We start from the raw sequence: 24,583 nt of genomic DNA, 5'->3' as shown, positions 1-24,583 counted from the left end.
TCAACCTCTCCTCAGCTAGCGATCGGGTGCGAACAGCGCACCCTACAATACAGTTAGACTCTCCTTTTAAGTTCCTTCGCTCAGCCGCCGCAAATTCAAAATATCGCTCATTTTTTTAATTTGCATACAAGTCCGCTCGAACTGTTCTTTATCCTGGATGTCCATGCACAAGTCAATTAATGCGGGGAATCCGGGATAGGTTTTGACTTGGGCGCTGCGGACGTTGACTTTGTTGTCTTTTAAATGCGATAAAACATCGTTGAGAACTCCGACTCGATCTAGGGCTTCTACTTGAATATTTACCGGATAAGTATTGGGGCGAGATTCGTTGCGGTTGCTGGAATTCCAACTCACGGGAACTAATTTATCTCCAGGTACGTTTTCAACATTGGAACAACCTTGGCGGTGAATGGAAATGCCGCGAGTGCGAGTCACTACTCCAATAATTGATTCGCCGGGAATGGGACAACAACAGCCTGCTATATGGTAGAGCAATCCTTCTACACCTGCGATCGGCGATTTGCTCGGAGACGAACTCGGTACGGGTTTCGGTGCTGTCGATACAGGTATTAGCAGGGGGATTTCCTGGGTTCCTCCGGGAGCAGATTCTATTTTTTGCTGCACTTTGACTAAATCTCGCAGGCGATTTACTACGAGGTTTAGGGTGACTTCGCCGTAGCCCAAACCGGCGATTAAGTCTTCGACGCTGTGGTAGTTGCAGCGCTGAGCTACTGATTGCATGGGTTCGGATTTCAGCAAGGATTCTAAGCCGTTTTTGCCTAATTCTTTTTCTAGCAATTCCCGCCCGCGAGCGAGGTTTTCATCTCGGTGCGATCGCTTCAACCATTGCCGAATTCGGTTTTTTGCTCCGTTTGTTTTGACAAAATTCAGCCAGTCGGAGCTGGGATGGCCGTTTTTTTGGTTCAATATTTCTACTATGTCGCCGTTCTTTAATACCTTGTCTAGTGTCACCATCCGCCCGTTGACTCTCGCGCCGGTGCAGTGGTTTCCTATTTCTGTGTGAATGCGGTAAGCAAAATCTACGGGTGTTGAGCCGGTGTTGAGTGAAATCACGTCTCCGTTGGGAGTAAAAACGTAGATATCTTCGTCGAATAAGTTGTCTTTAATACTTTGTAAATATTCGCGATCGTCTTTGAGGTCGCTTTGCCATTCTAGGAGTTGTCGCAGCCAAGTAAATTTTTCGTCGTCGCCGGTGACTGCGGTGCTAGAACCGCCGGTTTCTTTGTATTTCCAGTGGGCGGCAATGCCGTATTCTGCAATGTGGTGCATTGCTACTGTGCGAATTTGTACTTCGATGGGGCGGCCGCTGGTGCCGATGACTCCGGTGTGCAAGGATTGGTAGCGGTTGGCTTTTGGTAAACCGATATAATCTTTAAATCGACCGGGGATCGGGCGGAATGAATCGTGGACGATCGCCAATGCGCGATAACAGTCATCGTTGCTTTCTACTATGATCCTCACCGCAGCAATATCGTAAACTTGGTTAAAGCCTTTTTGCCGGCGCTGCATTTTCCCGTAAATCCCGTACAAATGTTTGGGACGGCCGCTAACTTCATAGCATTTAATGCCTAATTTGTCAAGCTTTTCTCGCAAACTATCTGTGACTTCTGCGAGTTGAGTTTCTCGATCGCCCCGCTTGACTGCCACCAAGTCTTGAATTTCGCGGTAAGCTTCCGGTTCGAGGTATTTAAACGCTAAATCTTCCAATTCCCACTTAAAGCGCCCGATACCCAAACGGTTCGCCAGGGGAGCAAAAATATCTCGGGTTTCTAGGGCAATACTGCGCTGCTTTTCTTCGGACAAATGCTCCAAAGTCCTCATGTTGTGCAGTCTGTCTGCTAGTTTGACTACAATCACGCGAATATCTTTAGCCATTGCTAGAAACATTCGGCGGAAATTTTCAGCAAGGCGCTCTGTTTTGCTGGAAAAATTAAATTTAGAAAGTTTGGTGACACCTTCGACTAATTGTCGCACTTCTGCGCCGAACCGCTGTTCTATTTCTTCGAGAGTAATATCTGTATCTTCAACAATATCGTGGAGAAAACCGGCGGCAATCATGACGTTGTTGCCGCCCATATATCGGAGTATCCCAGCTACAGCTACGGGATGGCAAATGTAAGGTTCTCCCGATTTGCGGTACTGTCCTTCGTGCAAGTCGCGGGCAAATTCAAAGGCCCGACAAATTAAACTGTTGTCAGTCGAGCAATTGGCGTTAGGGGCCGCATCAGTCTGCGATTGACCATTCAGGCATTCTTGCAGCCAATCGGGAACGACGGCAGGATCGATCGAAGGAGAGGCAGTGAGAGTGTTTGCGTTCATCGGGTACACCTTTAAAAATTAGAAATACAAATGGTTAAAAGCCAGGGTTCGGTTGAATTTCCGAAATTATGTGTGTAGCAATACTAAACTAATTGAATGCCACAATTGGCAATTCTCAAAAATAATCGATTTTTGTCTTAACTATATCGATTTAATTTTGAGTTTCCCTCCCCTCGCAGGTAGGAAAATATATTGACTCCACTGTCGCGGATGCGATCGGTCGATCGGGTAAAATAAGAATATTTTGGCGGCAGCAGTTGAGGTCAGTCTATTGGGGCATTCAAGATTTGAGATTTGAGATTGACTTTACAGATGCAATCTGGGATCTCGAACAAAAGTCTACAATTTGAGGATCGACCATGACGCGGGAGTCGGGGGCGCAGTACCTGTTGTTGGAGGTAGCGGGCGATCGGCATTCACAGGCAACGCTAAACTAAAAGCACGAGCTAGACCGATCGAGTCACGCCACCAGCGTGATGAAATTTTCTCAACAAACAGGGAATTGCTGCAAAAATGCACGGCTTCCCTTAATATGAGCAAAGCTTAAGCAACAATCTACTTTGATTATAAAGAAAAATTTGTTTACAAAATCATGATATTGTCCGAAGACCGCCGCCAGTGCTACCAAGAATTACAGCAAGCACTCGAACAGCTACAAAGAACTGCTGCACAGGAAAATCTCGATCGGGCTGCGCTGGCTGCAGAATACACAAAAGTGCAACAATTTTTCGGAAACCAGATTATGAAAGCTAACAGCAGTGAGTTATACGCCTCAGAAACGCCTCCAGAGCAGTCCTATTTGACGGAAATTCACAAGCAACTGCGGTTATTGAGGACAGATGTCACGTTTTTGCAGGCTGCGAAGCAGCCAGCGACAGCACAGGCGAGGCAAACTGCGGCTGCTGAGCGACTAAACACGCTAATTGGCTACTGCGGCGCGCTGCTGCAAAAAAATTCTGGTTCTGAGCGGGCCCGCCCGGATGCAGAATTAATAACTGAATAAACAGGGAATTGAGAAGGCAAGGAGAAATCAAGTGGTGGAATGTCCAAAATGTAAACATCCCAACTTAGAAGGCGGCACCCTAGCCGGCCGAATGTCGGTGCAGTGGTGTCCCAACTGTTACGGTATCTGGATTCCAGGCAGAGAATACGAAGCTTGGCAGAAAGAGCAGAGCCAGTGGTACAACAAATCCCAGAAGCCAGAGGCGACAGGCACTCTCGGCATAGAATTCACGCCGTCTCCCTACGACAGCAAAGCAGCCCTGTGTCCCGAAGACGGTCATTATTTGTCGCGGGCAAAAGTTCCCTTCAGCAGAGTGCCCTTTTACATAGAGCGCTGTATGCTGTGCGGGGGAATTTGGTGCGATAACGGCGAGTGGGATATTCTCGAAAGTCTGGGATTCCACACCGAGATTGACAAGATGTTTTCTCCCAATTGGCAAGCCAAGGCCCGCGTCCAAGAACTCGCATCTCGGGAACGTCAAGTGCTCACAGATAAGCTAGGCCCGGATATTGCCGGATATGTGTTGGAACTGGCGGAAGTTTTAGCAGACCATCCGCACGTTGATTGTGCGGCTACTTATATACTGCGGAGAGCTGAGTTGAAGCGAAGGGAAATTTAGTCTGTTGACTGTTGGCAGTTGGCAGTTGGCAGTTGGCAGTAGTCAGTAGTCAGTAGTCAGTAGTCATTAGTTATTAGTTATTAGTTATTAGTTATTAGTTATTAGTTAGCCATTAGATACTGACTAATGGCTAACTAATAACTAATGACTGCTGATAAATAATAACTAATATCATGTTTGCTCAATTATCATTAAAAAATGTTTGTAGTAAGTATAGATTTCTCCCGTCACCCGACAGATGATTCTGTGTTTTCACTACAAAGGATTAACGATTAAAAATTATATGACTGGACATGATAGACCCAGTAAAAAACAGCTAATTACAACGACCAACAACTAATAACAATAGCCAACAACCAGTAACAAATAACGAATAACGAATAACGAATAACGAATAACTAATGACCAATAACCACCAATAACCAATAACCAATAACTAATAACTAAGGACTAATGACTAATGACTAATGACTATTCTTTGTTTTCCATTGAAAATCTGCGAGTAGCTTATCCTCAGCGGCGGGGCCAATCCGGTTGGGCGGTTGACGGCGTTTCTCTGAGGCTGGAAGCAGGGGAAAAACTGGGATTGGTTGGGGAGTCTGGGTGCGGTAAGTCAACTTTGGGAAGGGCGGCGATGCGGTTGCTACCGGATTCGACGCAGATTGAGGGGCGGGTTGATTTTGCTGGAGAGTCGGTGTTTGAGATGGATGCTTCGCGGCTGAGACGGTTTCGGGGCGAAGCTGTGGCGTTGATTTTTCAAGATCCGATGACTCGTCTCGATCCTTTGATGACTGTCGGGGAACACTGTATCGAGACTTTGCAGGCCCACAGACCGAATTTGGATCGCAAGCAGGCTAAGCAACGGGCGATCGAGATTTTGGAAGCTGTGAAAATTCCCGCCTCTCGCTGGTCGCAATTTCCCCACGAATTTAGTGGCGGAATGCGGCAAAGAGTAGCGATTGCTTTGGCTCTTTTGCTCGATCCGAAGTTAATTGTGGCGGACGAACCGACGACGAGTTTGGATGTAACTGTCGCCGCTCAGATTATGCAGGAATTAACCAGACTTTGCGCGGAACGGGGAACGGCTATTTTGTTGATTTCTCACGATTTGGCGATGGTGGCTGAGTATTGCGATCGCATTGCGGTGATGTACGGCGGCAAAGTGGTGGAAACTGGGCCGGTGCTGGATGTTTTTGAACGCCCGCAACATGAATATACTCGATCGCTCCTGAAAGCAGCTTTGCACATTCAGAAGGAAGAAGGAAGAGGGGAGAAGGAAGAAGGAAGAGGGAAGAAGGAAGAAGGAAAAGGGGAGAAGGAAAATTATCGGCTTAAGTCCGAGTCAAATTTACCTCTTTTGACTGTGACGAATTTGCAGCAGCACTACAGTTTAGAAAGCAATTTATTAGAGCAGTTGTTTTCCCGGAAACAGCAGGTAATTAAAGCCGTAGATAATGTTAGTTTAGAGCTAGAACGGGGAGAAACCTTGGGGCTGGTAGGGGAGTCAGGCTGCGGCAAAAGTACGTTGTCGCGCACGATTTTGCGCTTGATTCCTCCGACTGGTGGCAAGGTTGAATTTCAAGGAATAGATATCACGGCTCTGAGTAACGATGCTGTCAGGAAGCACCGCCGCCAAATGCAAATGATATTTCAAGACCCCCACGCTTGTTTGAATCCGATGATGACTGTCGGGCAAAGTATTGCTGACCCTTTGTTGATTCACAAATTAGCTAAGGGAGAGGAAGCTAAAAAACAAGTAATCCAAATGTTAGAGCGGGTGGGTTTGACTCCTGGGGAGGATTTCTTTCGCCGCTATCCGGGGGAACTCTCAGGCGGACAACAGCAGCGGGTTTCGATCGCCCGCGCTTTGATTACTCGGCCGCAACTGATTATTTGCGACGAACCAGTGAGTATGCTGGATGCTAGCGTGCAGACTCAAGTATTAGAGCTGATGTTGGAGTTGAAACAGGAATTTAATTTGACTTATCTGTTTATTACCCATGATTTGTGGGTGGCGAGATTTTTTTGCGATCGCATTGCGGTAATGAATGCCGGAAAAATTGTGGAAATCGGCAAGACTAGGGAGATTTTTACTAATCCGCAGCACCCTTATACTCAGCAGTTATTGCAAGCAGCTCCTTTATTGGCTCGGACTCAATAAACCAATCTAAAATTGGGGAAATTTGATATCAGCCACCAGCTTCTAGATGGATTTCGGAAATTTCTGATTAAATTGGTTAAAGTGAAGGGATACTTTTCAAATCATCCCACGGACACCAAGCACTATATGGCAGAATCTGACCTAGGCAGTTTTGCGGTGGCTCCCGAAGCCTCACTCGCAATCGCAGAGGATGAGGACACCGAGATCGATCGTCCGACGGTAACTCGATCGTCAGCATACAACAACTGGTCTGCCGACGATCCCGTGGGAGCTTTGTTCAAAGAAATGTCTCGCTATCCTCTACTGACTGCCACCGAAGAGGTGGAGTTAGCTCGTCGCGTTCAAGAATTGGTAGCCCTTCTGGAAGTAGAAGAGCGTTTAAAACAGGAATTGGAAAGAGAGCCAACAAAAGCTGAACTCGCTGCAGCTTTGGGGGTGAGCGAAAGTCAACTGCAACAACTTCGCCACCAGTGTCAGTCGGCGAAACGGAAAATGATCAGCTCGAATTTGCGGTTGGTGGTTTCGATTGCGAAACGCTATCTCAACCGAGGCGTGCCTTTTCTAGATTTAATTCAAGAAGGAGCTTTAGGTTTGAATCGAGCCGCCGAAAAGTTCGATCCTGAGAAGGGTTACAAATTTTCTACCTATGCCTATTGGTGGATTCGCCAAGGAATTACTCGGACAATTGCCAATCAAGGGCGGACAATTCGCTTGCCGGTTCACATTGTCGAACAGTTAAATAAACTCAAAAGAGTTTATCGAGATTTAAGGCGTTCTCTTCAACGAAATCCTACGGAAACTGAAGTTGCTAGAGAAATGGAAGTTACTGCTGAACAGCTTCGTTACCTCCAGCAAGTACGCCGGCAATCTTTGTCTCTCAACCACCGCATTGGTACGGAAGAAAGTTCGGAACTTTTGGATGTTCTGGAAGATAGCGCGACGCAATCTCCAGAAGCTCAGATGAATGAGATGATGATGCGCCAAGATATTTTGGAGGTGTTGGACAGTATTTTGACTGAACGGGAAAAAGAGATTGTGGCGATGCGTTACGGTTTGATAACCGGCGAACCTTATACTTTAGAAGAAGTCAGCAGTTTGTTCAATTTGTCCCGCGAACGAGTCCGTCAAATTCAAAATAAGGCAATGCGAAAGTTGCGCCGCCCTCAAGTGACGGAACGATTGAAGGGCTGGTTGAAATGAGCTAAAAAATATTGAATTGGCCTTTTTTAAAGTGTTAAATATCGAATGTATGGTTAACTGGTTAACCAGTTAACGGGCAGGAGCCTGGTAATATCGTTTCCGAGAGCATCGGAATTATATATTTTAATCATTGATAGTGCGAGCGGGGAGGCTGATAGTGCGATCGGGGACGCTCGCACGCTCATAATTCCGATGCTACCGGATTTGATATAACGACTAGAAAAACAGTTAGTAGTGTGGACTTTCGTCCGCTCTTGGGTGGCAGACGAAAGTCCACACTACTAACCAATTTTAAAGCGGTCAATTGACCGGACATGATATGACCAATGACTATTGACTACTGACTACTGACTACTGACTAATGACTACTGACTACTGACTACTGACTTCTGCTATATTTTTAATTGTTGATTGTCGCTTACTACTTAATTGATTTATGTCTGATGAGGTGATTTTGCGTCCAGCTACCCGCGCAGATGTGCCGGTGCTGTTTGATTTGATTAAGGCTTTAGCTGAATACGAAAAATTATCTCATGCCGTTACTGGTAATGCGGTTGATTTGGAAAATCATTTGTTTGGCGCGAGACCTTTTGCAGAAGCGATTCTCGCAGAGTCGGAAAATCGTGTTGTGGGCTGGGCGCTGTTTTTTTATAATTATTCTACTTTTTTGACTCAGCCGGGGATTTATTTGGAAGATTTGTTTGTGCTTCCTGAGTTTCGAGGGCGGGGTATTGGCAAGTCTTTGATTGTTTATCTGGCGCGGTTGACAGTCGAAAGAAACTGCGGGCGTCTGGAGTGGAGTGTGTTGGATTGGAATGAATTGGCGATCGGATTTTACAAGGGTATTGGTGCTGATGTGATGCCGGATTGGCGGATTTGCCGGGTTGCTGGCGAGTCTTTGGCGAGTTTGGCCTCGAAGTAATTCGATCGGCGGGCGATCGTCCTCCGACTCTCAGAAACCGGGTTTTTGGGGGGCTTGGCGGCCTGCAACCTCTGTATTTTCGCGAAAAACCCGGTTTCGACGCACCGTCAATTATCAGAAACCGGGTTTTTGTGAGCTCTGCGGTTGAGAAGGAAATTTCGCGAAAAACCCGGTTTCGCGGCCCCCCTGTTTTGTTAGGTAAATTCCAGTCAATAATTGCCCAAAATATAGGAAAATTTAAGTAAAAGTAGATTTATATTGAGAGAGCAGATCGTGGTTATTTGGGTAAACGAGCAAATCGATCCATCGGGCATTCTTTATTCTTGCATTGCTTGTTGCGATGAGACTCAAGCAAAGGAATGTCACGAATCTTTTGAGCAAAATTTGACGGCAGATCAAAAGCAGCAGGGCTGGGTTGCTACCTTGCGGACTGTTAGTTCTTGGGATGAGGTGCCTGTTAATGCTTTGAAATTGAATTGATCGACGCAAGTTAGTCGATTTTAGATACTTCGGCTTCGCGAGCGTACGAGTTTTAGATTTTAGATTTACTTGCAGCTTCGTGAATCAACGGAGCCCGAAGTGGAGTCTAAAATTTGGGAATTGAGCCTGACGTGAGTATCGGAAACTTGTACCCGTTTTTCGCCTTGGTCATCAGCAGATTGAGTTTGCTGTATTTCGTGTCGCAACGGCCGGAAAATACAGCATATAAGTTCGGAAAATGCAAGATAAGTCGATCGCACATTTGTGAGTTGCTAGATGCAGGTTTGTAGTAAGGACTTTAGTCCTGATGGACTAAACACCATAGAGAGGACTCGCATTCCGAACGATCGAACGAAAGACACCCAATTTCCCAACTCTCCTCAATCGATCAGCAAACTCGGAGAAGTCAGCACAAAGACATCCCTGGTTCCCACCCCTTCCAATTCCGGTTTAATCGGCGTAGTAAAGTGGAAAAACTGGTGGTCGTCAACCAACAACAACTCTCCCGGCTGCAGAACTTTATTAACAACAGGCTTCTCTTTTTTAGCCAAATACAAATGCGTTTCGCCGCCCACAACATTAGTGCGATCGACCGAGAAAATCCCGATAAAATCAGTACCGTCTTGGTGAATGCCTTCCGGTGCGGGGTTGCCAAAATTGTGCGGCGAACAAGTCGTCCTGATTTGATGCACTCCGATTTCAGCTTCCGGGTGAATTTTGCAGGAGTCGAAAAAAGCAAAAATCAGTTGTTTGAAGTTATCGAGGGCAATTAGCCGATCGTCCAATTCGGCAAATTCCCGCCTGATATCGCCCACCAACGGATTGTATTCTTTACTTTGAAACAAATAGCCGTGAGGTAACTTAACTAACTCATTTCCGTTCACGACAAACCGCGACAATCTCCTCGAACGATACTTACCTTTAATATAAGGATCTACAGGCATATCGTCAAAAAAATCCTTGAATCCTTCCAGCTTGATCGAGTTTACTCTTTTAAAAGTAAACATGAAAGCATAGTCCAATTGAATGGATTCTAATACCGTTTTCATAGATTATCCTCCATGAATCCTTGCTCCCCTGCGAAATCTTGCCCTAGGGAGGTGTATGTTTATACTCTAGCTTAGGTTTTTTGTAAGTGTCATTAAAAACAATACAAAAATTGCAAAGATATCGTAAAGATTGCCAATGATATTAGCTCGACGCGCCAACCAATTAATTCCCGCAATCTAAAATCTAAAATCTAAAATCTAAAATCTAAAATCGATCGACCGCTTTCACCAGCGACTGACAGGCCCGGAGGAAGACGGCCACATCCACCCCAAGTGCAACGTACTGAACGCCAGCATCAATCCACTGCTGGGCGATTTCAGGGTTTTCGGCAAAAGTACCCGCCGCTTTACCTGCACTGCGGATGGTTTGTACTGCTTCCTGCATCATGTCGATGACTCGGGGATCGCGCACTTGGCCGGGAATGCCGATCGACTGCGACAGATCGTAAGGCCCCAGAAAAATCACATCAACCTGCGGCACAGTCACAATTTCTGCCAGATTCTCGATACCGCCTTTACCTTCAACATGAATCACAACCAAAGATTCATCGTTGAGTTTGTCAGTAATATTTGTACCTGCCGCCGTGTAAAGTCCCGCCCGCGTAGCAAAGGAAAGGCCGCGCGAACCCAGAGGACTGTATTTAGCGCTTTTTACAGCCGTTTCCGCATCGAGTTTGCTCTCAATTTGAGGTACTTGAACCCCTGCACTGCCGATGTCGAGAGCTCGTTGAATTTGCGGCCCGTCGTTTTTGCGGACGCGAACAATCGGTGCAATGCCGGTGCAGTCGGCGGCGCGGCACAAATCTTCAGCAGCAAGCTGGTGCAACGGGCCGTGTTCCATGTCAATGACGGCGAAATCAAGTCCAGCATGACCGCAGATTTCTATGAATGCGGGATAGGCGCAGTTCATGAATAAACCCAGAACAGTTTCGCCTTGTTTGATTTTTTGTTTGAGTTGGTTGTGACGCATAAATTTGATGGTTTTTTACCGCAGATGAACGCGGATTGACGCGGATTATTTGACCTTTTATATATCGTCAAAACAAGTAGCAATAAGTTGATTTATGTTAAAAGAATTGAGAGAAGTTTTTTGGCTGCTTTTGCTTCTATTTTAAAGGGAATTAAGCACAAAAGCCAGACCAAAAAAAACATTCCTAGTATTGGCAAAAATATGGCTCCCACCGATGGTTCTACAAACCAAGCAAATAAAGAAAACGTTCCAATACTGCCCGTAGTCCACAGCCAAAGAATCATCAATCCTAGCACGATTTTATGCAATACCATCCTGATTTTGATGGAACAACCGAACGGTTGAGAATCGATATTTCCTTTGATAATTGGCAAAAATAAATTGCGGCCGATCGCAATGCGATTGATTTGGAAGGTATTGCCCGAAATTGTGCCTTCATAAGGTTTGGCGGGTGGCGGGGCGAAGGGTAGAATGATTCTAAAAAGTTTGGGAGGAGTGACAACTTCGTCCAACCTTTGCAAAACTTCAGAAAAAGTTAAACTTGTCGTAATTGTTAAACTCTCAAAAAAAATCAACGCTCTAAAAAATTTGACTATTTTGAGCACAAGCTCGCTCCTGATTTTAGATAGTGGTAGATGGTATTAATTCCGATTATATAAAACAATTTTCCCGTGACCGCACCCCAAAATACCAGTATACTGCAAAATAAACATTTAAATGCTATGAATATTTTTCGCTGATGTCAAGATTAATGCCCCAACCAGCGATGAAACTGCGACGGTATCTATTGTCGCTCAAAGGTCGATCGCCCGTCAGCTTCACCCTCAGCCTAATTACCTCAATCTCAGCTATTATCCCAACATTAGCCGCGCCGACTCGCCATCGAGACAATCAACTAACCGGCAGTGAAAAAGGCTTGCTAGCGTAGTGTACAGCGCACTTCACCGAAATTATTGATTTGCCGATCAAATTTCCTCTCAGGTAACTTCCGCACTCGATCGACCTGCATTGCATTCATTCCCAAAATATCTTAAACTTATCTGCGTTTATCGTCGGTTGAATCGGCCTGACATCTGCGGTTTCTGCATCAATAAATGATTTAGACGATTCAAGTCAGATGAAAGATCGAGTCAGTTTCACCTTGCGCGAGTTTTTGTTAGAGTTAGTTTGGATTGCAGAATAGTGTTACAACAAAATCTAATCTTTGCTCAAATTTTATTTATCCAAATACAATCGAAACTAAGTTTACTTGAGAAGAATATGATGTCTTTTGGGGCTTCTATGCCCTTCGGAAATTTGGTATTTTTTCAATGATTTTGTCTGATTTAGGCAAATTTTCATCAAAAGTTAGATGGCTCGAAATTATACCAATCTAAAATGTAGCAAATACTTATAAGATTTAATAATTTTGCTCTTTGACTTAATCCTGATATTCAAAACGTGTTTTGTTGTTAAAATTTGTCTAAAATAAAACAACTGCCCCGATCGCACCGGGAAATACCAGTATTATAGAACTTCATTCACTTTTTGGTCGTTGGCTGTAAGTGTATTGACTCGTGTCAAAATTTAACCTACAATTTCTGATGAAACTTCCGAAGTATATGTTTTCGCTCAAAGGTCGATCGCTCGTCACCTTCACCCTCAGCCTAATTACCTCACTCTCAGTTATTACCCCAACATTCGCCGCACCGACTCGCAATCCCGACAAAGAGGAAACTTGCGACATTCTCGTAGCAGGCGGCGGGCTCGCAGGTGCCGCTACCGCCTACGAAGGTTTGCTGGCAGGGCGCACCGTTTGCATCACGGAAATTACTGACTGGGTAGGCGGTCAAATTTCCTCCCAAGGAACTTCCGCACTCGATGAAAGAGAAACTCAGCGATCGCTCTTATTTTACCCCCGCGGCTACCTAGAATTGCGGCGGCGAATCAAAGAACATTACGGGAGACTAAATCCCGGCGGCTGTTGGGTTAGCTATTCCTGTTTCATGCCCTACGACGGCCACAAAATTTTATTTGGCATCTTGCAAGATGCTGCAAAAAAAGGCAATGGTAAGCTGAAATGGTTTCCCAATACCGTAATTAAAGAACTAGCAATTACTCCGGCTGTGGCGGAAAATGCAGTTGGCGGACAACAAATTAAAAGTGCGATCGCCATTCAACACAAACCGGCCCCAAACACCCCGCCAATCAACACCGAAACCCTGTCTAAAACCATCGAAGATGCCTATCGCTACGAAAATTCGGCGCGATTTAACAAAACTATTATTCAGTTTATTCCCAAATCATCTCAGACCCCCCCCAACCCCAGAAGCGGGCGAAATTCCACAAGTTCCCCCCCTTTACAAGGGGGGGCTAGGGGGGGTGCGGATTGGTTCGTTGTAGATGCTACCGAAACAGGCGAATTAATCGGACTTGCCGATGTTCCCTACCGCCTCGGAATTGACCCGCGTTCCCCTCTCGAACCTTCCTCCGCCAGCCCCGAAGGCGACCCTTACTGCACACAAGGTTTTACCTACACCTTTGCGATGGAAGCAACAAAGGAACCGCAGCAGCATCAAATGCCGTCTTTCTATCAACAATACGCTCCTTACTACAGTTACGAACTGGCGAGATTGGCCAGCTTTCCGCTAGTTTTCAGCTACCGCCAAATTAAAACCATGAGACCGGATGAGCCGCGCCCTTCCGATCCCAAGAAATTCCCGATTTATCCTGGGGATATTTCCATGCAAAACTGGACTTGGGGGAATGACTACCGTCCCGGTTCTGCTGAGGATAATTTAATTTATTCTCGCGCGCAATTGGAGGCTAACGGTCAACTGCAACCGGGCGGTTGGATGGGCGGCTTGCGAACGGAAACTCTGCGCCGCGGCGAAGAAAATGCTAAAGGATTTTTCTACTGGTTGGTAGCAGGAACTACTGACTCGCAATTAGGTAATGGAGCGAAAAAGCCTTATCCCAACAATCGTTTTTTGAGCGGTTTGGATTCGCCGATGGGGACGGTTCACGGACTTTCTAAATATCCTTATATGCGGGAAGGCAGGCGGATTGTTGGGCGGCCGACTTTGACTCAGCCTCAAGGTTTTACGGTGTGGGAAGTTGATATGTCTCGGACTGATTTTAGGACGGATTTTTACCGCGAGAATTTGTCGGAAGAAGAGTATCGAAATTTGTGGTTGGCTGTCGGCGGTTTGAACGCGCCGGCTTTGGCTGTGGGAAGTCAGACTGTTGAGGAGACAAAATCGCGATCGCGCGCCCGGATTTATCCTGATAGTGTGGGTATCGGTCATTACGCGATCGACTTTCACCCCTGCATGACCAACAGCCCGCCAGAAGCACCGGGAAACACCGAACGCGAAGGCACTCGCAAAGGCCAAGGACAAGCTTATCCCTTCCAAATACCGCTGCGGGCAATGATTCCTCAAAAAATTGATAATATGTTAGTGGCGGGTAAAAGTATTGCTACCAGCCACACGGCGGCCGCAGCTTATCGAGTACATTCTTTTGAATGGTCTGCTGGGGCTGCTGCGGGAGTTACCGCTGCTTTTTCCCTAGAAAATCGGATTTTACCCTATGAATTGGTGGACGAATTACCTGCCCGCGAGCCGAATTTGGAAGCTTTGCAGTTGCGGTTGCAGCAAGATAAAAACCCGATCGCCTTTCCGGGTACTTCGATCTTCAATAGTTCGTGGCAAAATTGGAAATAATCGCCAGCGGTTATTTGTAGTATCCACAACCAGGCTAAAACCCTTTGTATCTTTCGTTTGTATCGAAGTTTCGCTCCCCCTAAAAAAAAGGGGGACTTTGAGTGTGCCGGTTCCCCCCTTTTTTAGGCTGGGGGGGAAGTTTGGGCCTACAGTAAAACAACATACAAATAACAACTAACTAACAACAAATAACCAGAATGTGTCATCCATCTTTCGAGAGAAGCGATCGGCCACTACTTTAGCCCCATAATATTAATAAATATCAAAACTTAAAACTATTCCCCCTCCCATTCCAACTCCCCAAAGGTAACACTCATGTCAACTGCCCAACTAACAAAACCCAATCCAAATAATGTTTATGCCAAACAGCTACTCAGAACCTTAGTAGCAGTCAAAAAAGGAGACTTCTCAGCTCGGATGCCCATAGACCAGACAGGTATAGCCGGGAAAATTGCTGACGAACTTAACGACATTATCGAGCTCAATCAGAGAATGGCCGCCGAACTCGATCGCATCAGCGCAGTTGTCGGCAAAGAAGGCAAAATTTCCCAGCGGGCAACCATCGGCAGCGCTGAGGGTTCCTGGGCAGCTAGCGTAAATTCTGTCAACACCCTAATTACAGATTTAGTACAACCAACCTCAGAAACCGCCAGAGTAATTCGGGCCGTAGCAAAAGGAGATTTATCGCAAACCATCCCCCTAGAAATAGAAGAAAGACCACTCAAAGGGGAATTCCTTCAAACAGCCAAAATTGTCAACACAATGGTAGACCAGTTGAGTTCCTTTGCCTCGGAAGTAACCAGAGTTGCTAGGGAAGTAGGAACCGAAGGCAAATTAGGCGTACAAGCAGAAGTGGAAGGAGTAGCAGGAACCTGGAAAGATTTAACAGATTCAGTTAACTCAATGGCCGGCAATTTAACAGCACAAGTCCGCAACATTGCCGAAGTGACAACCGCTGTAGCCAATGGCGATTTATCTAAGAAAATTACCGTCGATGTTAAAGGAGAAATTCTCGAACTAAAAAACACGATTAACGTGATGGTGGATCAGTTGAGTTCCTTCTCATCAGAAGTAACCAGAGTTGCGAGAGAAGTAGGAAGCGAAGGGAAATTAGGCGTACAAGCAGAAGTGCAGGGAGTTGCAGGAACCTGGAAAGATTTAACAGATTCTGTTAACTCAATGGCCGGGAATTTAACAGCCCAAGTCCGCAACATTGCCGAAGTGACAACCGCTGTAGCCAATGGCGACTTATCCAAGAAAATTACCGTCGATGTCAAAGGCGAAATCTTTGAACTGAAAAACACCATTAACGTCATGGTGGATCAGTTGAATTCCTTCGCCTCAGAAGTAACCAGAGTTGCCAGAGAAGTAGGAAGCGAAGGCAAACTCGGCGGTCAAGCAGAAGTTAAAGGAGTTGCGGGAACTTGGAAGGATTTAACTGATAGCGTTAACTTCATGGCCGGCAGTTTGACATCACAAGTCCGCAACATTGCTGAAGTGACAACCGCTGTGGCAAAGGGCGATTTATCTAAAAAAATTACAGTCGATGTCAAAGGCGAAATTCTGGAGTTAAAAAACACCGTCAACACGATGGTTGACCAGTTGAATTCCTTCGTGTCAGAAGTAACCAGAGTTGCTAGGGAAGTAGGAAACGAAGGCAAATTAGGCGTGCAAGCAGAAGTGCAGGGAGTAGCAGGAACCTGGAAAGATTTAACAGATTCAGTCAACTCGATGGCCGGCAATTTAACAGCCCAAGTCCGCAACATTGCCGAAGTAACAACTGCTGTTGCTAACGGTGACTTATCTAAGAAAATTACTGTACAAGTTAAAGGCGAAATTTTAGAACTGAAAAACACCATTAACGTGATGGTGGATCAACTTAATTCCTTCGCATCTGAGGTGACGCGGGTGGCGAGGGAAGTGGGTTCGGAAGGTAAACTCGGCGGTCAAGCGGATGTCCGAGGCGTAGCAGGAACCTGGAAGGATTTAACGGATTCTGTTAACTTTATGGCCGGTAGTTTGACGGCGCAGGTGCGGAATATTGCTGCGGTGACGACTGCTGTGGCAAATGGCGATTTATCGAAAAAAATTACTGTTGATGTTAAAGGTGAAATTCTGGAGTTAAAAAACACTGTCAATACGATGGTAGACCAGTTAAATTCCTTCGCGTCGGAAGTAACTAGGGTTGCAAGGGAAGTGGGGACAGAAGGCAAATTAGGGGTGCAAGCCGAAGTTAAAGGAGTAGCAGGAACCTGGAAGGATTTAACGGATTCTGTTAACTCGATGGCGGGTAATTTAACGGCGCAGGTGCGGAATATTGCGGAAGTGACAACCGCTGTGGCAAATGGCGATTTATCTAAGAAAATTACTGTCGATGTCAAAGGGGAAATTCTCGAACTGAAAAACACGATTAACATCATGGTGGATCAGTTGAGTTCCTTTTCGTCAGAAGTAACTAGAGTGGCGAGGGAAGTGGGAACCGAAGGTAAATTAGGAGTGCAAGCTTACGTGCGGGGTGTAGGGGGAACTTGGAAAGATTTAACTGATTCTGTTAACTTGATGGCGGGGAATTTGACGGCGCAGGTGCGGAATATTGCGGAAGTGACGAAGGCGGTGGCTAATGGCGATTTGTCTAAGAAAATTACCGTCGATGTTAAAGGCGAAATTCTGGAGTTGAAAGATACTATTAATGTGATGGTGGATCAGCTTAATTCCTTCGCTTCTGAGGTGACGCGGGTGGCGCGGGAGGTGGGAACTGAGGGTAAATTGGGCGGTCAAGCTGAGGTGAAAGGAGTTGCGGGGACTTGGAAAGATTTAACCGACAATGTAAACTCGATGGCGGAGAATTTGACGGCGCAAGTGCGGGGTATTGCTAAAGTTGTGACGGCGGTGGCGAATGGCGATTTGAAGCGTAAATTAATTCTGGAAGCTAAGGGTGAAATTGCGACTCTGGCTGATACGATTAATGAGATGATCGATACGCTGGCGACGTTTGCCGATCAAGTTACTACAGTGGCGCGGGAAGTGGGAATTGAAGGAAAATTGGGCGGTCAGGCGAAGGTTCCGGGTGCGGCGGGGACGTGGCGAGATTTGACGGATAATGTGAATGAATTGGCGGCGAATTTGACTACTCAGTTGCGGGCGATCGCCGAAGTGGCAATTGCTGTTACCAGAGGCGATTTAACGAGGTCAATTTCCGTCGCTACTGAAGGAGAAGTTGCCATTGTTAAAGATAATCTCAACCAGATGATCGCCAATCTCCGGGAGACAACGCATAAAAATACTGAGCAAGATTGGCTGAAAACAAACTTGGCTAAGTTCACTCGAATGCTACAAGGTCAGCGGGATTTAGAAACTGTTTCTAAACTAATTTTATCAGAACTGACACCGCTGGTTTCTGCTCAGCACGGCGTATTCTTTTTGATGGAATCTGTAGAACACGATCCGTTCCTAAAACTGTTAAGTACCTACGCCTACCGGGAACGCAAGCATCTAGGAAATAGATTCAATTTAGGCGAAGGTTTGGTGGGACAGTGCGCCTTGGAAAAAGAACGAATCCTGTTGACGGAAGTACCGGACAATTACGTTAAAATTAGCTCGGGACTGGGAGAAGCTGCGCCGCTGAACGTGGTGGTTTTGCCCGTTTTGTTTGAGGGACAAGTGACGGCGGTAATCGAGTTGGCTTCGTTCCGCCGCTTCAGCGAAATACATTTGACATTTCTCGACCAACTTACAGAAAGTATCGCGATTGTTTTAAATACAATTGCGGCGAGTATGCGGACGGAAGAGTTATTAAAACAGTCGCAGTCTTTGACAGAAGAGTTGCAAACTCAACAAAAGGAATTAACGGAAACTAACAAGCGTCTCGAACAACAGGCGCAGTCGCTCCGCGCATCTGAGGAATTGTTGAAAAATCAGCAGGAAGAGTTGCAACAAACGAATGAAGAATTAGAAGAACAAGCTGAATTGCTGGCGCTGCAAAATAAGGAAGTTGAGCGGAAAAACCGAGATATTGAACAGGCGAGAGCGTTGCTGGAAGAAAGAGCCGAACAGTTGGCTCTAACTTCTAAGTACAAGTCGGAGTTTTTGGCAAATATGTCTCACGAGTTGCGAACTCCGCTGAATTCGCTGTTGATTCTGGCTCGATTGCTTTCTGACAATCCTGATGGCAATTTGACTGTTAAACAAGTTGAATACACGCGCACTATTTACTCGGCGGGAACGGATTTGTTAGGGCTGATTAATGATATCTTGGATCTCGCTAAGATTGAATCGGGCACGATGTCAGTGGAAATTGAGCAAGTGTTGTTTGCTGACTTGCGAGATCATTTGGAGCGAACTTTCCGCCAAATCGCTCAGGATAAGAAGTTGAATTTTTTAATAGAGCTTGAGGCTGGGTTGCCAAAAGGTCTTTATACTGATGCTAAACGGCTGCAGCAAGTTTTGAAAAATCTTCTTTCTAATGCTTTTAAGTTTACTGAACGGGGTGAGGTGAAATTGTGTGTCGAAGTGGCGCGGGAAGGGTGGAGTTTAGAGATTGAAACTTTAACGAGTTCTGCTACTGTTTTGGCTTTGTCTGTTAGCGATACGGGGATTGGGATTTCTGCTGAAAAACACAGGGTTATTTTTGAGGCTTTTCAACAAGCTGATGGTAGCACTAGCCGTAAATATGGGGGTACGGGTTTGGGTTTGTCAATTAGTAGAGAAATTGCTAATCTGTTAGGGGGAGAAATTAAATTGACAAGTCGCCCCGGTGAGGGTAGCAGGTTCACGCTTTATCTGCCGCAAACTTACCAAGAGTCGCAAATAATGAATGATGGCGACGCGGGAATGGGCAGGCAAGCGGCGCAATTGTCGCCTGCTACTTCTGTGGCGCTTCCTTCGCCGAATTTCAACTTGTCGCCCGCGCCTTATCCGTCGCCTTCAATATCTGATGACCGAGAAAATATTGAGAGTGGCGATCGCATTCTTTTGATTGTCGAGGATGATGTCAATTTTGCTCGAATTCTGGTGGATATGGCGCAGGAACAGGGTTTTAAAGCTTTGGTTGCTTTGCGGAGCGATATCGGTTTGGCGATGGCGCGAGAGTTCAAGCCAACTGCGATTATGCTGGATCTAAATTTGCCTGTGATGGATGGCTGGACGGTGCTCGATCGCCTGAAGCACGACGCGAGTACGCGCCACATTCCGGTTCATATTGTATCAGTTGAAGAAGGGCGGCAGCGCAGTTTGCAGTTAGGGGCGATCGCCTATTTACAAAAGCCTGTCAGTCATGAGGCATTGAGCAAAGCTTTGACTGATATTAAGGGTTTTGTGGAGAGGCCGGTGAAAAATTTGCTCGTGGTGGAAGACAACGAAACGCAACGTCTTAGCATTGTGGATTTAATCGGCAATCACGATGTTTCAACGACGGCTGTGGGTAGCGGTGCAGAGGCGCTAGAAATTTTGAATTCGGGGCATTTTGACTGCATCGTGCTCGATTTGGGACTGCCAGATATGACTGGTTTTGAACTGATCGAGCAGATCAAGCAAGAGCCTAGTTTAAAAAATTTGCCGATTATTATTTATACGGGCAAAGAGTTGACGAGAGCCGAAGAAACTCAACTCAAGCGGATGGCGGAAACAATAATTGTTAAAGATGTGCGATCGCCGGAGCGTTTGTTGGATGAAACTGCTTTGTTCTTGCACCGAGTCCAAGCAAATTTGCCGGAACCGAAGCGCCAAATGCTAGAGCAATTGTATCAAACTGATTCGACGCTCGCGGGCAAAAAAGTCTTGATTGTTGACGACGACGTGCGGAATATCTTCGCCCTCACGAGTATGCTGGAGCGCCATTTAATGCAAATTGTGTTTGCTGAAAACGGCAGAGAGGGCATTGCTCAATTGCAAAATACGCCTGACATAAATATTGTGTTGATGGACGTGATGATGCCGGAGATGGACGGTTACGAAACAATGCAAGCAATTCGCAATATACCTCAATTCGCTTCGCTGCCGATGATTGCTCTTACTGCCAAAGCTATGAAGGGCGATCGGGAAAAATGTATCGAAGCTGGAGCGTCTGACTACATCACGAAGCCTGTTGATACAGAACAATTGCTCTCGCTGCTGCGCGTTTGGCTTTATAGATGAAATAAGTTGGTTGTTGGTTGTTAGTTGTTAGTTGTTAGTTGGTAGGGGCGGTGGATGGTGCGGGCCCGCCCTCTTAGTTGTTGGTTGTTAGTTGTTAGTTGGCCCGAAAGCAGTTGTTAACAGTTAACAGTCAACAGTCAACAGTCAACAATCAACAGTTAACAATCAACAGTTAACAGTCAACAATCAACAATCAACAGTCAACAATCAACAGTTAACAGTCAACAGTCAACAAACAATTACTAATGTCCGAAACCCATGAACTTGAAACAATCGAAATTCAACTCCTACTAGAGGGAATATTTCGCTATTACGGATTTGATTTTCGTAATTATGCTCTTGCCTCTATCAAGCGTCGCATTTGGAACACTATTCGCTCGGAACGGCTCACCACAGTCTCTGGACTTCAGGAAAAGATACTCCATAATCCTGCCTGTCTAGAGCGTTTCTTGGTGGATGTTTCTGTTAATGTAACTACGATGTTTCGCGATCCTAAATTTTACATTAGTTTCCGAAAAAAAGTAGTGCCGATGCTGCGTACTTATCCTTTTATTCGCATTTGGCACGCTGGATGTTCAACGGGAGAAGAAGTCTATTCTATGGCAATTTTGCTGCAAGAAGAAGGGCTTTATGACCGCTGTCGAATTTACGCTACCGACATGAACGAATTAGTGTTAAAAACAGCCAAGGCTGGTATATTTCCTTTGAAACAAATGCAAGAATATACCCAGCTCTACCACCAAGCAGGGGGCAAGAAAGCGTTTTCTGAGTATTATACTGCTGCCTATGAAAATGCTATTTTTGGGTCTTCACTTAAAGATAACATGGTCTTTGCTCACCACAACTTAGCAACAGATACTTCTTTTAATGAATTTAATGTAATTGTGTGCCGCAATGTGCTGATTTATTTCAATTCACAACTTCAAGAGCGGGTACACAAGCTTTTTTATGAGAGTTTGGGAATGTTTGGAGTTTTAGGATTAGGACATCAGGAGTCTCTCACTTTTACGCCTTATGAAAAAAACTATGAAGCAGTTGAAAGAAGTGACAAAATCTACCGCAAAATTAAATAAAAATATTTTTGAGATAGTGGTTGTTGGCACGTCTTTGGGAGGGCTAGATGCTCTGACTGTCCTGCTGGGAGATTTGCCACAAAGTTTTCCTTTACCTGTGGTTATTGTCCAACACCGCCACAAGACTTCTCCCAACAGGCTTACTGATTTTTTACAACAGCAAAGCTCTCTCCAAATCACGGAGGCCGAGGACAAAGAGCCGATCGCACCTGGCCGGGTTTACTTGGCTCCCGCTGACTATCACTTGCTCATAGAATTGCCTTGGGTGGAGAAATTTAGCCTTGATGAAAACGACGGTACAGCATGGAAGAGCGCGGCGGTGGAGCCGATAGACAATTCAAAATCCCCAATCCTCAGTCGCGTTTCTACTACATTTGCACTATCAACTGATCCTCCTGTCTGCCACGCGCGGCCCTCTATCGATGTGCTGTTTGAGTCTGCTGCTGATGCCTTTGGGGAGCGCGCTATTGGCATAATTTTAACAGGAGCTAGTTCTGATGGTACTGCTGGGCTGGCAAAAATTAAAGCTGAAGGAGGATTGACATTTGTGGAGGAACCGGCTTCTGCTTTTTGCCGGACAATGCCTGCATCTGCGATCGCAAATGTTGAAGTAGACTGGATTTTACCCCTTTCTCAAATCGCTCCCTGTTTGGTCAACTTGCTAACAATTAAAAATTAAAAAATTTATGAATGTGCAGCCCGAAGATCGAGTAAATGTCCTGATAGTTGACGATCGCTCAGAAAATTTGGTGGCTCTGGAAGCTATTTTGAAGAACCAGTCTTATAATTTAGTCAAGGCAAATTCCGGCGCAGAAGCTCTGAGATGTCTGCTTCATCAAGATTTTGCGGTAATTTTGCTTGACGTGCAGATGCCGGGAATGGATGGATTTGAGACAGCAACAATGATTCGCTCTAGAGATCGATCGCGATCGACTCCGATTATTTTTATCACAGCATTCAGCAGTAATGACACCCACGTATTTAAAGGTTATTCTCTGGGTGCGGTGGATTACCTCTTCAAACCGTTGGAACCGGAAATATTGACATCGAAGGTGGCGGTATTTGTGGAATTGTTCCAAAAAACTGCTGAGGTGAAGCGACAAGCAACAGAGTTAGCTGCTGTTAATAATGAACTAAGTAAAAGTGAAGAGCGATTTCGTACTTTGTGTGCTTGTTCGCCCCTGGGAATTTACTTAGCTGACGTTGAAGGTCGCTGTACTTACCTGAATCCCCGCTGTGAAGAGATTTCCGGGTTAATTTTAGATGAAAGTTTGGTGTCAGTTTGGCAGCGTTCGGTTCATCCTGAAGACCGCGATCGCGTAGTAGCAGATTGGTCGGGTTGGATTAAAGAAGGTCAGGAATATTCGAGTGAGTTTCGATTAGCTGATAACGAAGATGTGCGTTGGATTAACGTACAGTCTTCGCCAATGTTTTCGGATTTGGGAATACTGCTCGGTCACGTTGGAACTGTTAGAGATGTCACAGACCGCAAGCAAGCAGAGGAAGAACGCGGCCGACTGCTCCGCGAACAAGTAGCGCGGCAAGAAGCTGAGAGAGCTAACCAGATGAAGGATGAATTTTTGGCTATTCTCTCCCACGAACTCCGTACTCCTTTAAATGCGATTCTCGGCTGGTCTAGGCTGCTTAGGGCAAAAAAGTTTGACCAAGCAACGGTTGATAAAGCTCTAGAGACTATTGAGCGCAATGCTAAATCTCAAGCGCAACTCGTTGAAGATATTTTAGATGTTTCGCGAATTCTGCGCGGAAAATTAAATTTTAATTTGTATCCGATTCAGTTAAAAAATGTGATTGAAATGGCAATTGATTCTCTGAAACCGCTGGCAGAGACAAAATCAATTGTGATAGTATTTCAAGCTGACTCAAAGGTTGGTAAAGTTATAGGCGATAGCGATCGCTTGCAGCAAGTAGTCTGGAATTTGCTTTCTAATGCGATTAAATTTACTCCTGAAGGGGGTAAAGTAGATGTGCGGTTGGAGTTAGTGGGCGATGAGGCGCAAATTCAGGTAATGGATAGCGGAATTGGTATTAATCCTGATTTTCTGCCTTATGTTTTCGATCGCTTCCGACAAGCTGATAGCAGCACAACTAGGTCTTATGGGGGTTTGGGGCTGGGATTGGCGATCGTCAGTCACTTGGTGGAACAGCACGGCGGTAACGTTAGGGCAGAGAATAATGCGGGCGAGGGTGCGAAATTCACGGTTTTTCTGCCAGTTGTTGAGGGAAACGGGGAAGGTGCTGTTGATGATTGCTTTGAACTCGATGAGGTGTCAGAGGCTCTGCCAACTTTGGCTAATTTGCAATTGCTGGTGGTGGATGATGACGATGACACGCGGGACTTTTTGATTGCTGTACTCGAAGAGGAAGGAGCTGTGGTGCGATCGGCGGCATCGGTGGCCGAGGCTCTAGCTGCACTGGAGAGTTTTTGGCCGGATGTGCTGCTGAGCGACATTGGAATGCCGCAAGCAGACGGCTATGAGTTAATCGCGCGGGTGAAAGAAATGGAAGTGCTGCGCGAGCGAAAAATGCCTGCGATCGCCCTGACTGCTTACGTGAGAGAGTCCGATCGCCGACAAGCGCTGGAAGCTGGTTTCCAGATGCACTTATCTAAACCTGTTGAGGTAACTAAGTTAATTGCAGGAATTGCCAACCTCGCAGGAATCCTCAGAAATCCGGTGGGCCTCAAAGCTGTTGCATCATTCAATTTAAAAGGCCAGAGATCCGAGGCTCAAAGGGACTCGGCGGTTGAAACCGCCTGAGAGTAAAACTATCGCCGATCGACAGCGACGGGGTATCTAAGCCGGATTTGGTAAGTTGTACTGCATTTAAATTGTATTGGGCGATCGGGCGGCACATCAAAAAGCCTCAAATCCTCAAATCCTCTCCCCCTCTCCCCCTTTCTCCCGATCCCT

At 45.9% G+C, this 24,583-nt stretch carries 17 protein-coding genes; 13 read left to right on the top strand and 4 right to left on the bottom strand.

All coding sequences use genetic code 11. The features are described from left to right. Positions 1-66: 66 nt before the first annotated feature. Complete coding sequence (locus tag AACV78_RS16085; protein ID WP_194010475.1) at positions 67-2,340, bottom strand: RelA/SpoT family protein; 2,274 nt, start codon at positions 2,338-2,340, stop codon at positions 67-69. Between the two features lie 346 nt (positions 2,341-2,686). On the opposite strand from AACV78_RS16085, the gene AACV78_RS16080 reads away from it, so the two are divergent. From AACV78_RS16080 to AACV78_RS16050, 7 genes are all read left to right on the top strand, one after another. Beyond that, entirely contained in the window at positions 2,687-2,887 is a 201-nt protein-coding gene (locus tag AACV78_RS16080) for a hypothetical protein (protein ID WP_194010474.1), read from the top strand. Positions 2,888-2,932: 45 nt separating this feature from the next. Next, the gene (patD, locus tag AACV78_RS16075; protein WP_194010473.1) at positions 2,933-3,343 is read left to right on the top strand and encodes a heterocyst frequency control protein PatD; all 411 of its coding nucleotides are present in this window, start codon (positions 2,933-2,935) and stop codon (positions 3,341-3,343) included. Positions 3,344-3,377: 34 nt separating this feature from the next. Further along, positions 3,378-3,962 (top strand): TFIIB-type zinc ribbon-containing protein, encoded by a 585-nt coding sequence (locus AACV78_RS16070; RefSeq protein ID WP_194010472.1) that lies wholly within the window; start codon positions 3,378-3,380, stop codon positions 3,960-3,962. 460 nt (positions 3,963-4,422) lie between these two features. Continuing rightward, positions 4,423-6,123, top strand: coding sequence for a dipeptide ABC transporter ATP-binding protein (locus AACV78_RS16065; RefSeq protein WP_194010471.1), 1,701 nt, complete (start codon positions 4,423-4,425; stop codon positions 6,121-6,123). A 126-nt stretch (positions 6,124-6,249) separates the two neighbouring features. Then, entirely contained in the window at positions 6,250-7,323 is a 1,074-nt protein-coding gene (locus tag AACV78_RS16060; protein WP_194010470.1) for an RNA polymerase sigma factor, RpoD/SigA family, read from the top strand. Between the two features lie 436 nt (positions 7,324-7,759). Continuing rightward, the gene (locus tag AACV78_RS16055) at positions 7,760-8,245 is read left to right on the top strand and encodes a GNAT family N-acetyltransferase (RefSeq protein ID WP_194010469.1); all 486 of its coding nucleotides are present in this window, start codon (positions 7,760-7,762) and stop codon (positions 8,243-8,245) included. Between the two features lie 273 nt (positions 8,246-8,518). Then, positions 8,519-8,725, top strand: coding sequence for a glycogen debranching protein (locus AACV78_RS16050; protein ID WP_194010468.1), 207 nt, complete (start codon positions 8,519-8,521; stop codon positions 8,723-8,725). A 380-nt stretch (positions 8,726-9,105) separates the two neighbouring features. On the opposite strand, the gene AACV78_RS16045 is transcribed toward AACV78_RS16050, so the two are convergent. From AACV78_RS16045 to AACV78_RS16035, 3 genes are all read right to left on the bottom strand, one after another. After that, positions 9,106-9,774: a 2OG-Fe dioxygenase family protein gene (locus AACV78_RS16045; protein WP_194010467.1), complete on the bottom strand. Its 669-nt coding sequence runs from the start codon at positions 9,772-9,774 to the stop codon at positions 9,106-9,108. A gap of 205 nt (positions 9,775-9,979) precedes the next feature. Next, the gene (locus tag AACV78_RS16040; RefSeq protein WP_194010466.1) at positions 9,980-10,744 is read right to left on the bottom strand and encodes an HpcH/HpaI aldolase family protein; all 765 of its coding nucleotides are present in this window, start codon (positions 10,742-10,744) and stop codon (positions 9,980-9,982) included. Positions 10,745-10,836: 92 nt separating this feature from the next. Continuing rightward, positions 10,837-11,349, bottom strand: coding sequence for a hypothetical protein (locus tag AACV78_RS16035; RefSeq protein WP_194010465.1), 513 nt, complete (start codon positions 11,347-11,349; stop codon positions 10,837-10,839). Positions 11,350-11,495: 146 nt separating this feature from the next. Here AACV78_RS16035 and AACV78_RS16030 point away from each other — a divergent pair, with 146 nt between their 5' ends. The 6 genes from AACV78_RS16030 (at position 11,496) to AACV78_RS16005 (ending at position 24,430) form a co-directional block, all read left to right on the top strand. Then, complete coding sequence (locus AACV78_RS16030; RefSeq protein ID WP_194010464.1) at positions 11,496-11,672, top strand: hypothetical protein; 177 nt, start codon at positions 11,496-11,498, stop codon at positions 11,670-11,672. Positions 11,673-12,345: 673 nt separating this feature from the next. Beyond that, entirely contained in the window at positions 12,346-14,448 is a 2,103-nt protein-coding gene (locus AACV78_RS16025) for an FAD-dependent oxidoreductase (protein WP_194074312.1), read from the top strand. A gap of 315 nt (positions 14,449-14,763) precedes the next feature. Further along, positions 14,764-20,580, top strand: coding sequence for a HAMP domain-containing protein (locus tag AACV78_RS16020; RefSeq protein ID WP_194011493.1), 5,817 nt, complete (start codon positions 14,764-14,766; stop codon positions 20,578-20,580). Positions 20,581-20,825: 245 nt separating this feature from the next. Then, on the top strand, positions 20,826-21,653 hold the full coding sequence (locus AACV78_RS16015) for a CheR family methyltransferase (RefSeq protein ID WP_194011494.1): 828 nt from the start codon (positions 20,826-20,828) through the stop codon (positions 21,651-21,653). Next, the gene (locus AACV78_RS16010) at positions 21,625-22,332 is read left to right on the top strand and encodes a chemotaxis protein CheB (RefSeq protein ID WP_333092276.1); all 708 of its coding nucleotides are present in this window, start codon (positions 21,625-21,627) and stop codon (positions 22,330-22,332) included. The genes AACV78_RS16015 and AACV78_RS16010 overlap by 29 nt, the downstream gene beginning before the upstream one ends. A 7-nt stretch (positions 22,333-22,339) precedes the next feature. Then, on the top strand, positions 22,340-24,430 hold the full coding sequence (locus tag AACV78_RS16005) for a hybrid sensor histidine kinase/response regulator (protein ID WP_194011496.1): 2,091 nt from the start codon (positions 22,340-22,342) through the stop codon (positions 24,428-24,430). Positions 24,431-24,583: the final 153 nt, after the last annotated feature.

Origin of the sequence: Tychonema sp. LEGE 07196, from assembly GCF_963890365.1 — a bacterium.
Taxonomy (GTDB): domain Bacteria; phylum Cyanobacteriota; class Cyanobacteriia; order Cyanobacteriales; family Microcoleaceae; genus Microcoleus.
Note: the sequence above shows the minus strand (reverse complement) of the source record. Positions and strands in the feature narration are given on the sequence as shown.

Coding starts and splice junctions, on each gene's coding strand:
- AACV78_RS16060 (WP_194010470.1), top strand. CDS start 6,250: ATGGCAGAATCTGACCTAGGCAGTTTTGCGGTGGCTCCCGAAGCCTCA.
- AACV78_RS16065 (WP_194010471.1), top strand. CDS start 4,423: ATGACTAATGACTATTCTTTGTTTTCCATTGAAAATCTGCGAGTAGCT.
- AACV78_RS16045 (WP_194010467.1), bottom strand. CDS start 9,774: ATGAAAACGGTATTAGAATCCATTCAATTGGACTATGCTTTCATGTTT.
- AACV78_RS16085 (WP_194010475.1), bottom strand. CDS start 2,340: ATGAACGCAAACACTCTCACTGCCTCTCCTTCGATCGATCCTGCCGTC.
- patD (WP_194010473.1), top strand. CDS start 2,933: ATGATATTGTCCGAAGACCGCCGCCAGTGCTACCAAGAATTACAGCAA.
- AACV78_RS16005 (WP_194011496.1), top strand. CDS start 22,340: ATGAATGTGCAGCCCGAAGATCGAGTAAATGTCCTGATAGTTGACGAT.
- AACV78_RS16040 (WP_194010466.1), bottom strand. CDS start 10,744: ATGCGTCACAACCAACTCAAACAAAAAATCAAACAAGGCGAAACTGTT.
- AACV78_RS16055 (WP_194010469.1), top strand. CDS start 7,760: ATGTCTGATGAGGTGATTTTGCGTCCAGCTACCCGCGCAGATGTGCCG.
- AACV78_RS16025 (WP_194074312.1), top strand. CDS start 12,346: ATGTTTTCGCTCAAAGGTCGATCGCTCGTCACCTTCACCCTCAGCCTA.
- AACV78_RS16020 (WP_194011493.1), top strand. CDS start 14,764: ATGTCAACTGCCCAACTAACAAAACCCAATCCAAATAATGTTTATGCC.
- AACV78_RS16015 (WP_194011494.1), top strand. CDS start 20,826: ATGTCCGAAACCCATGAACTTGAAACAATCGAAATTCAACTCCTACTA.
- AACV78_RS16030 (WP_194010464.1), top strand. CDS start 11,496: ATGCCCCAACCAGCGATGAAACTGCGACGGTATCTATTGTCGCTCAAA.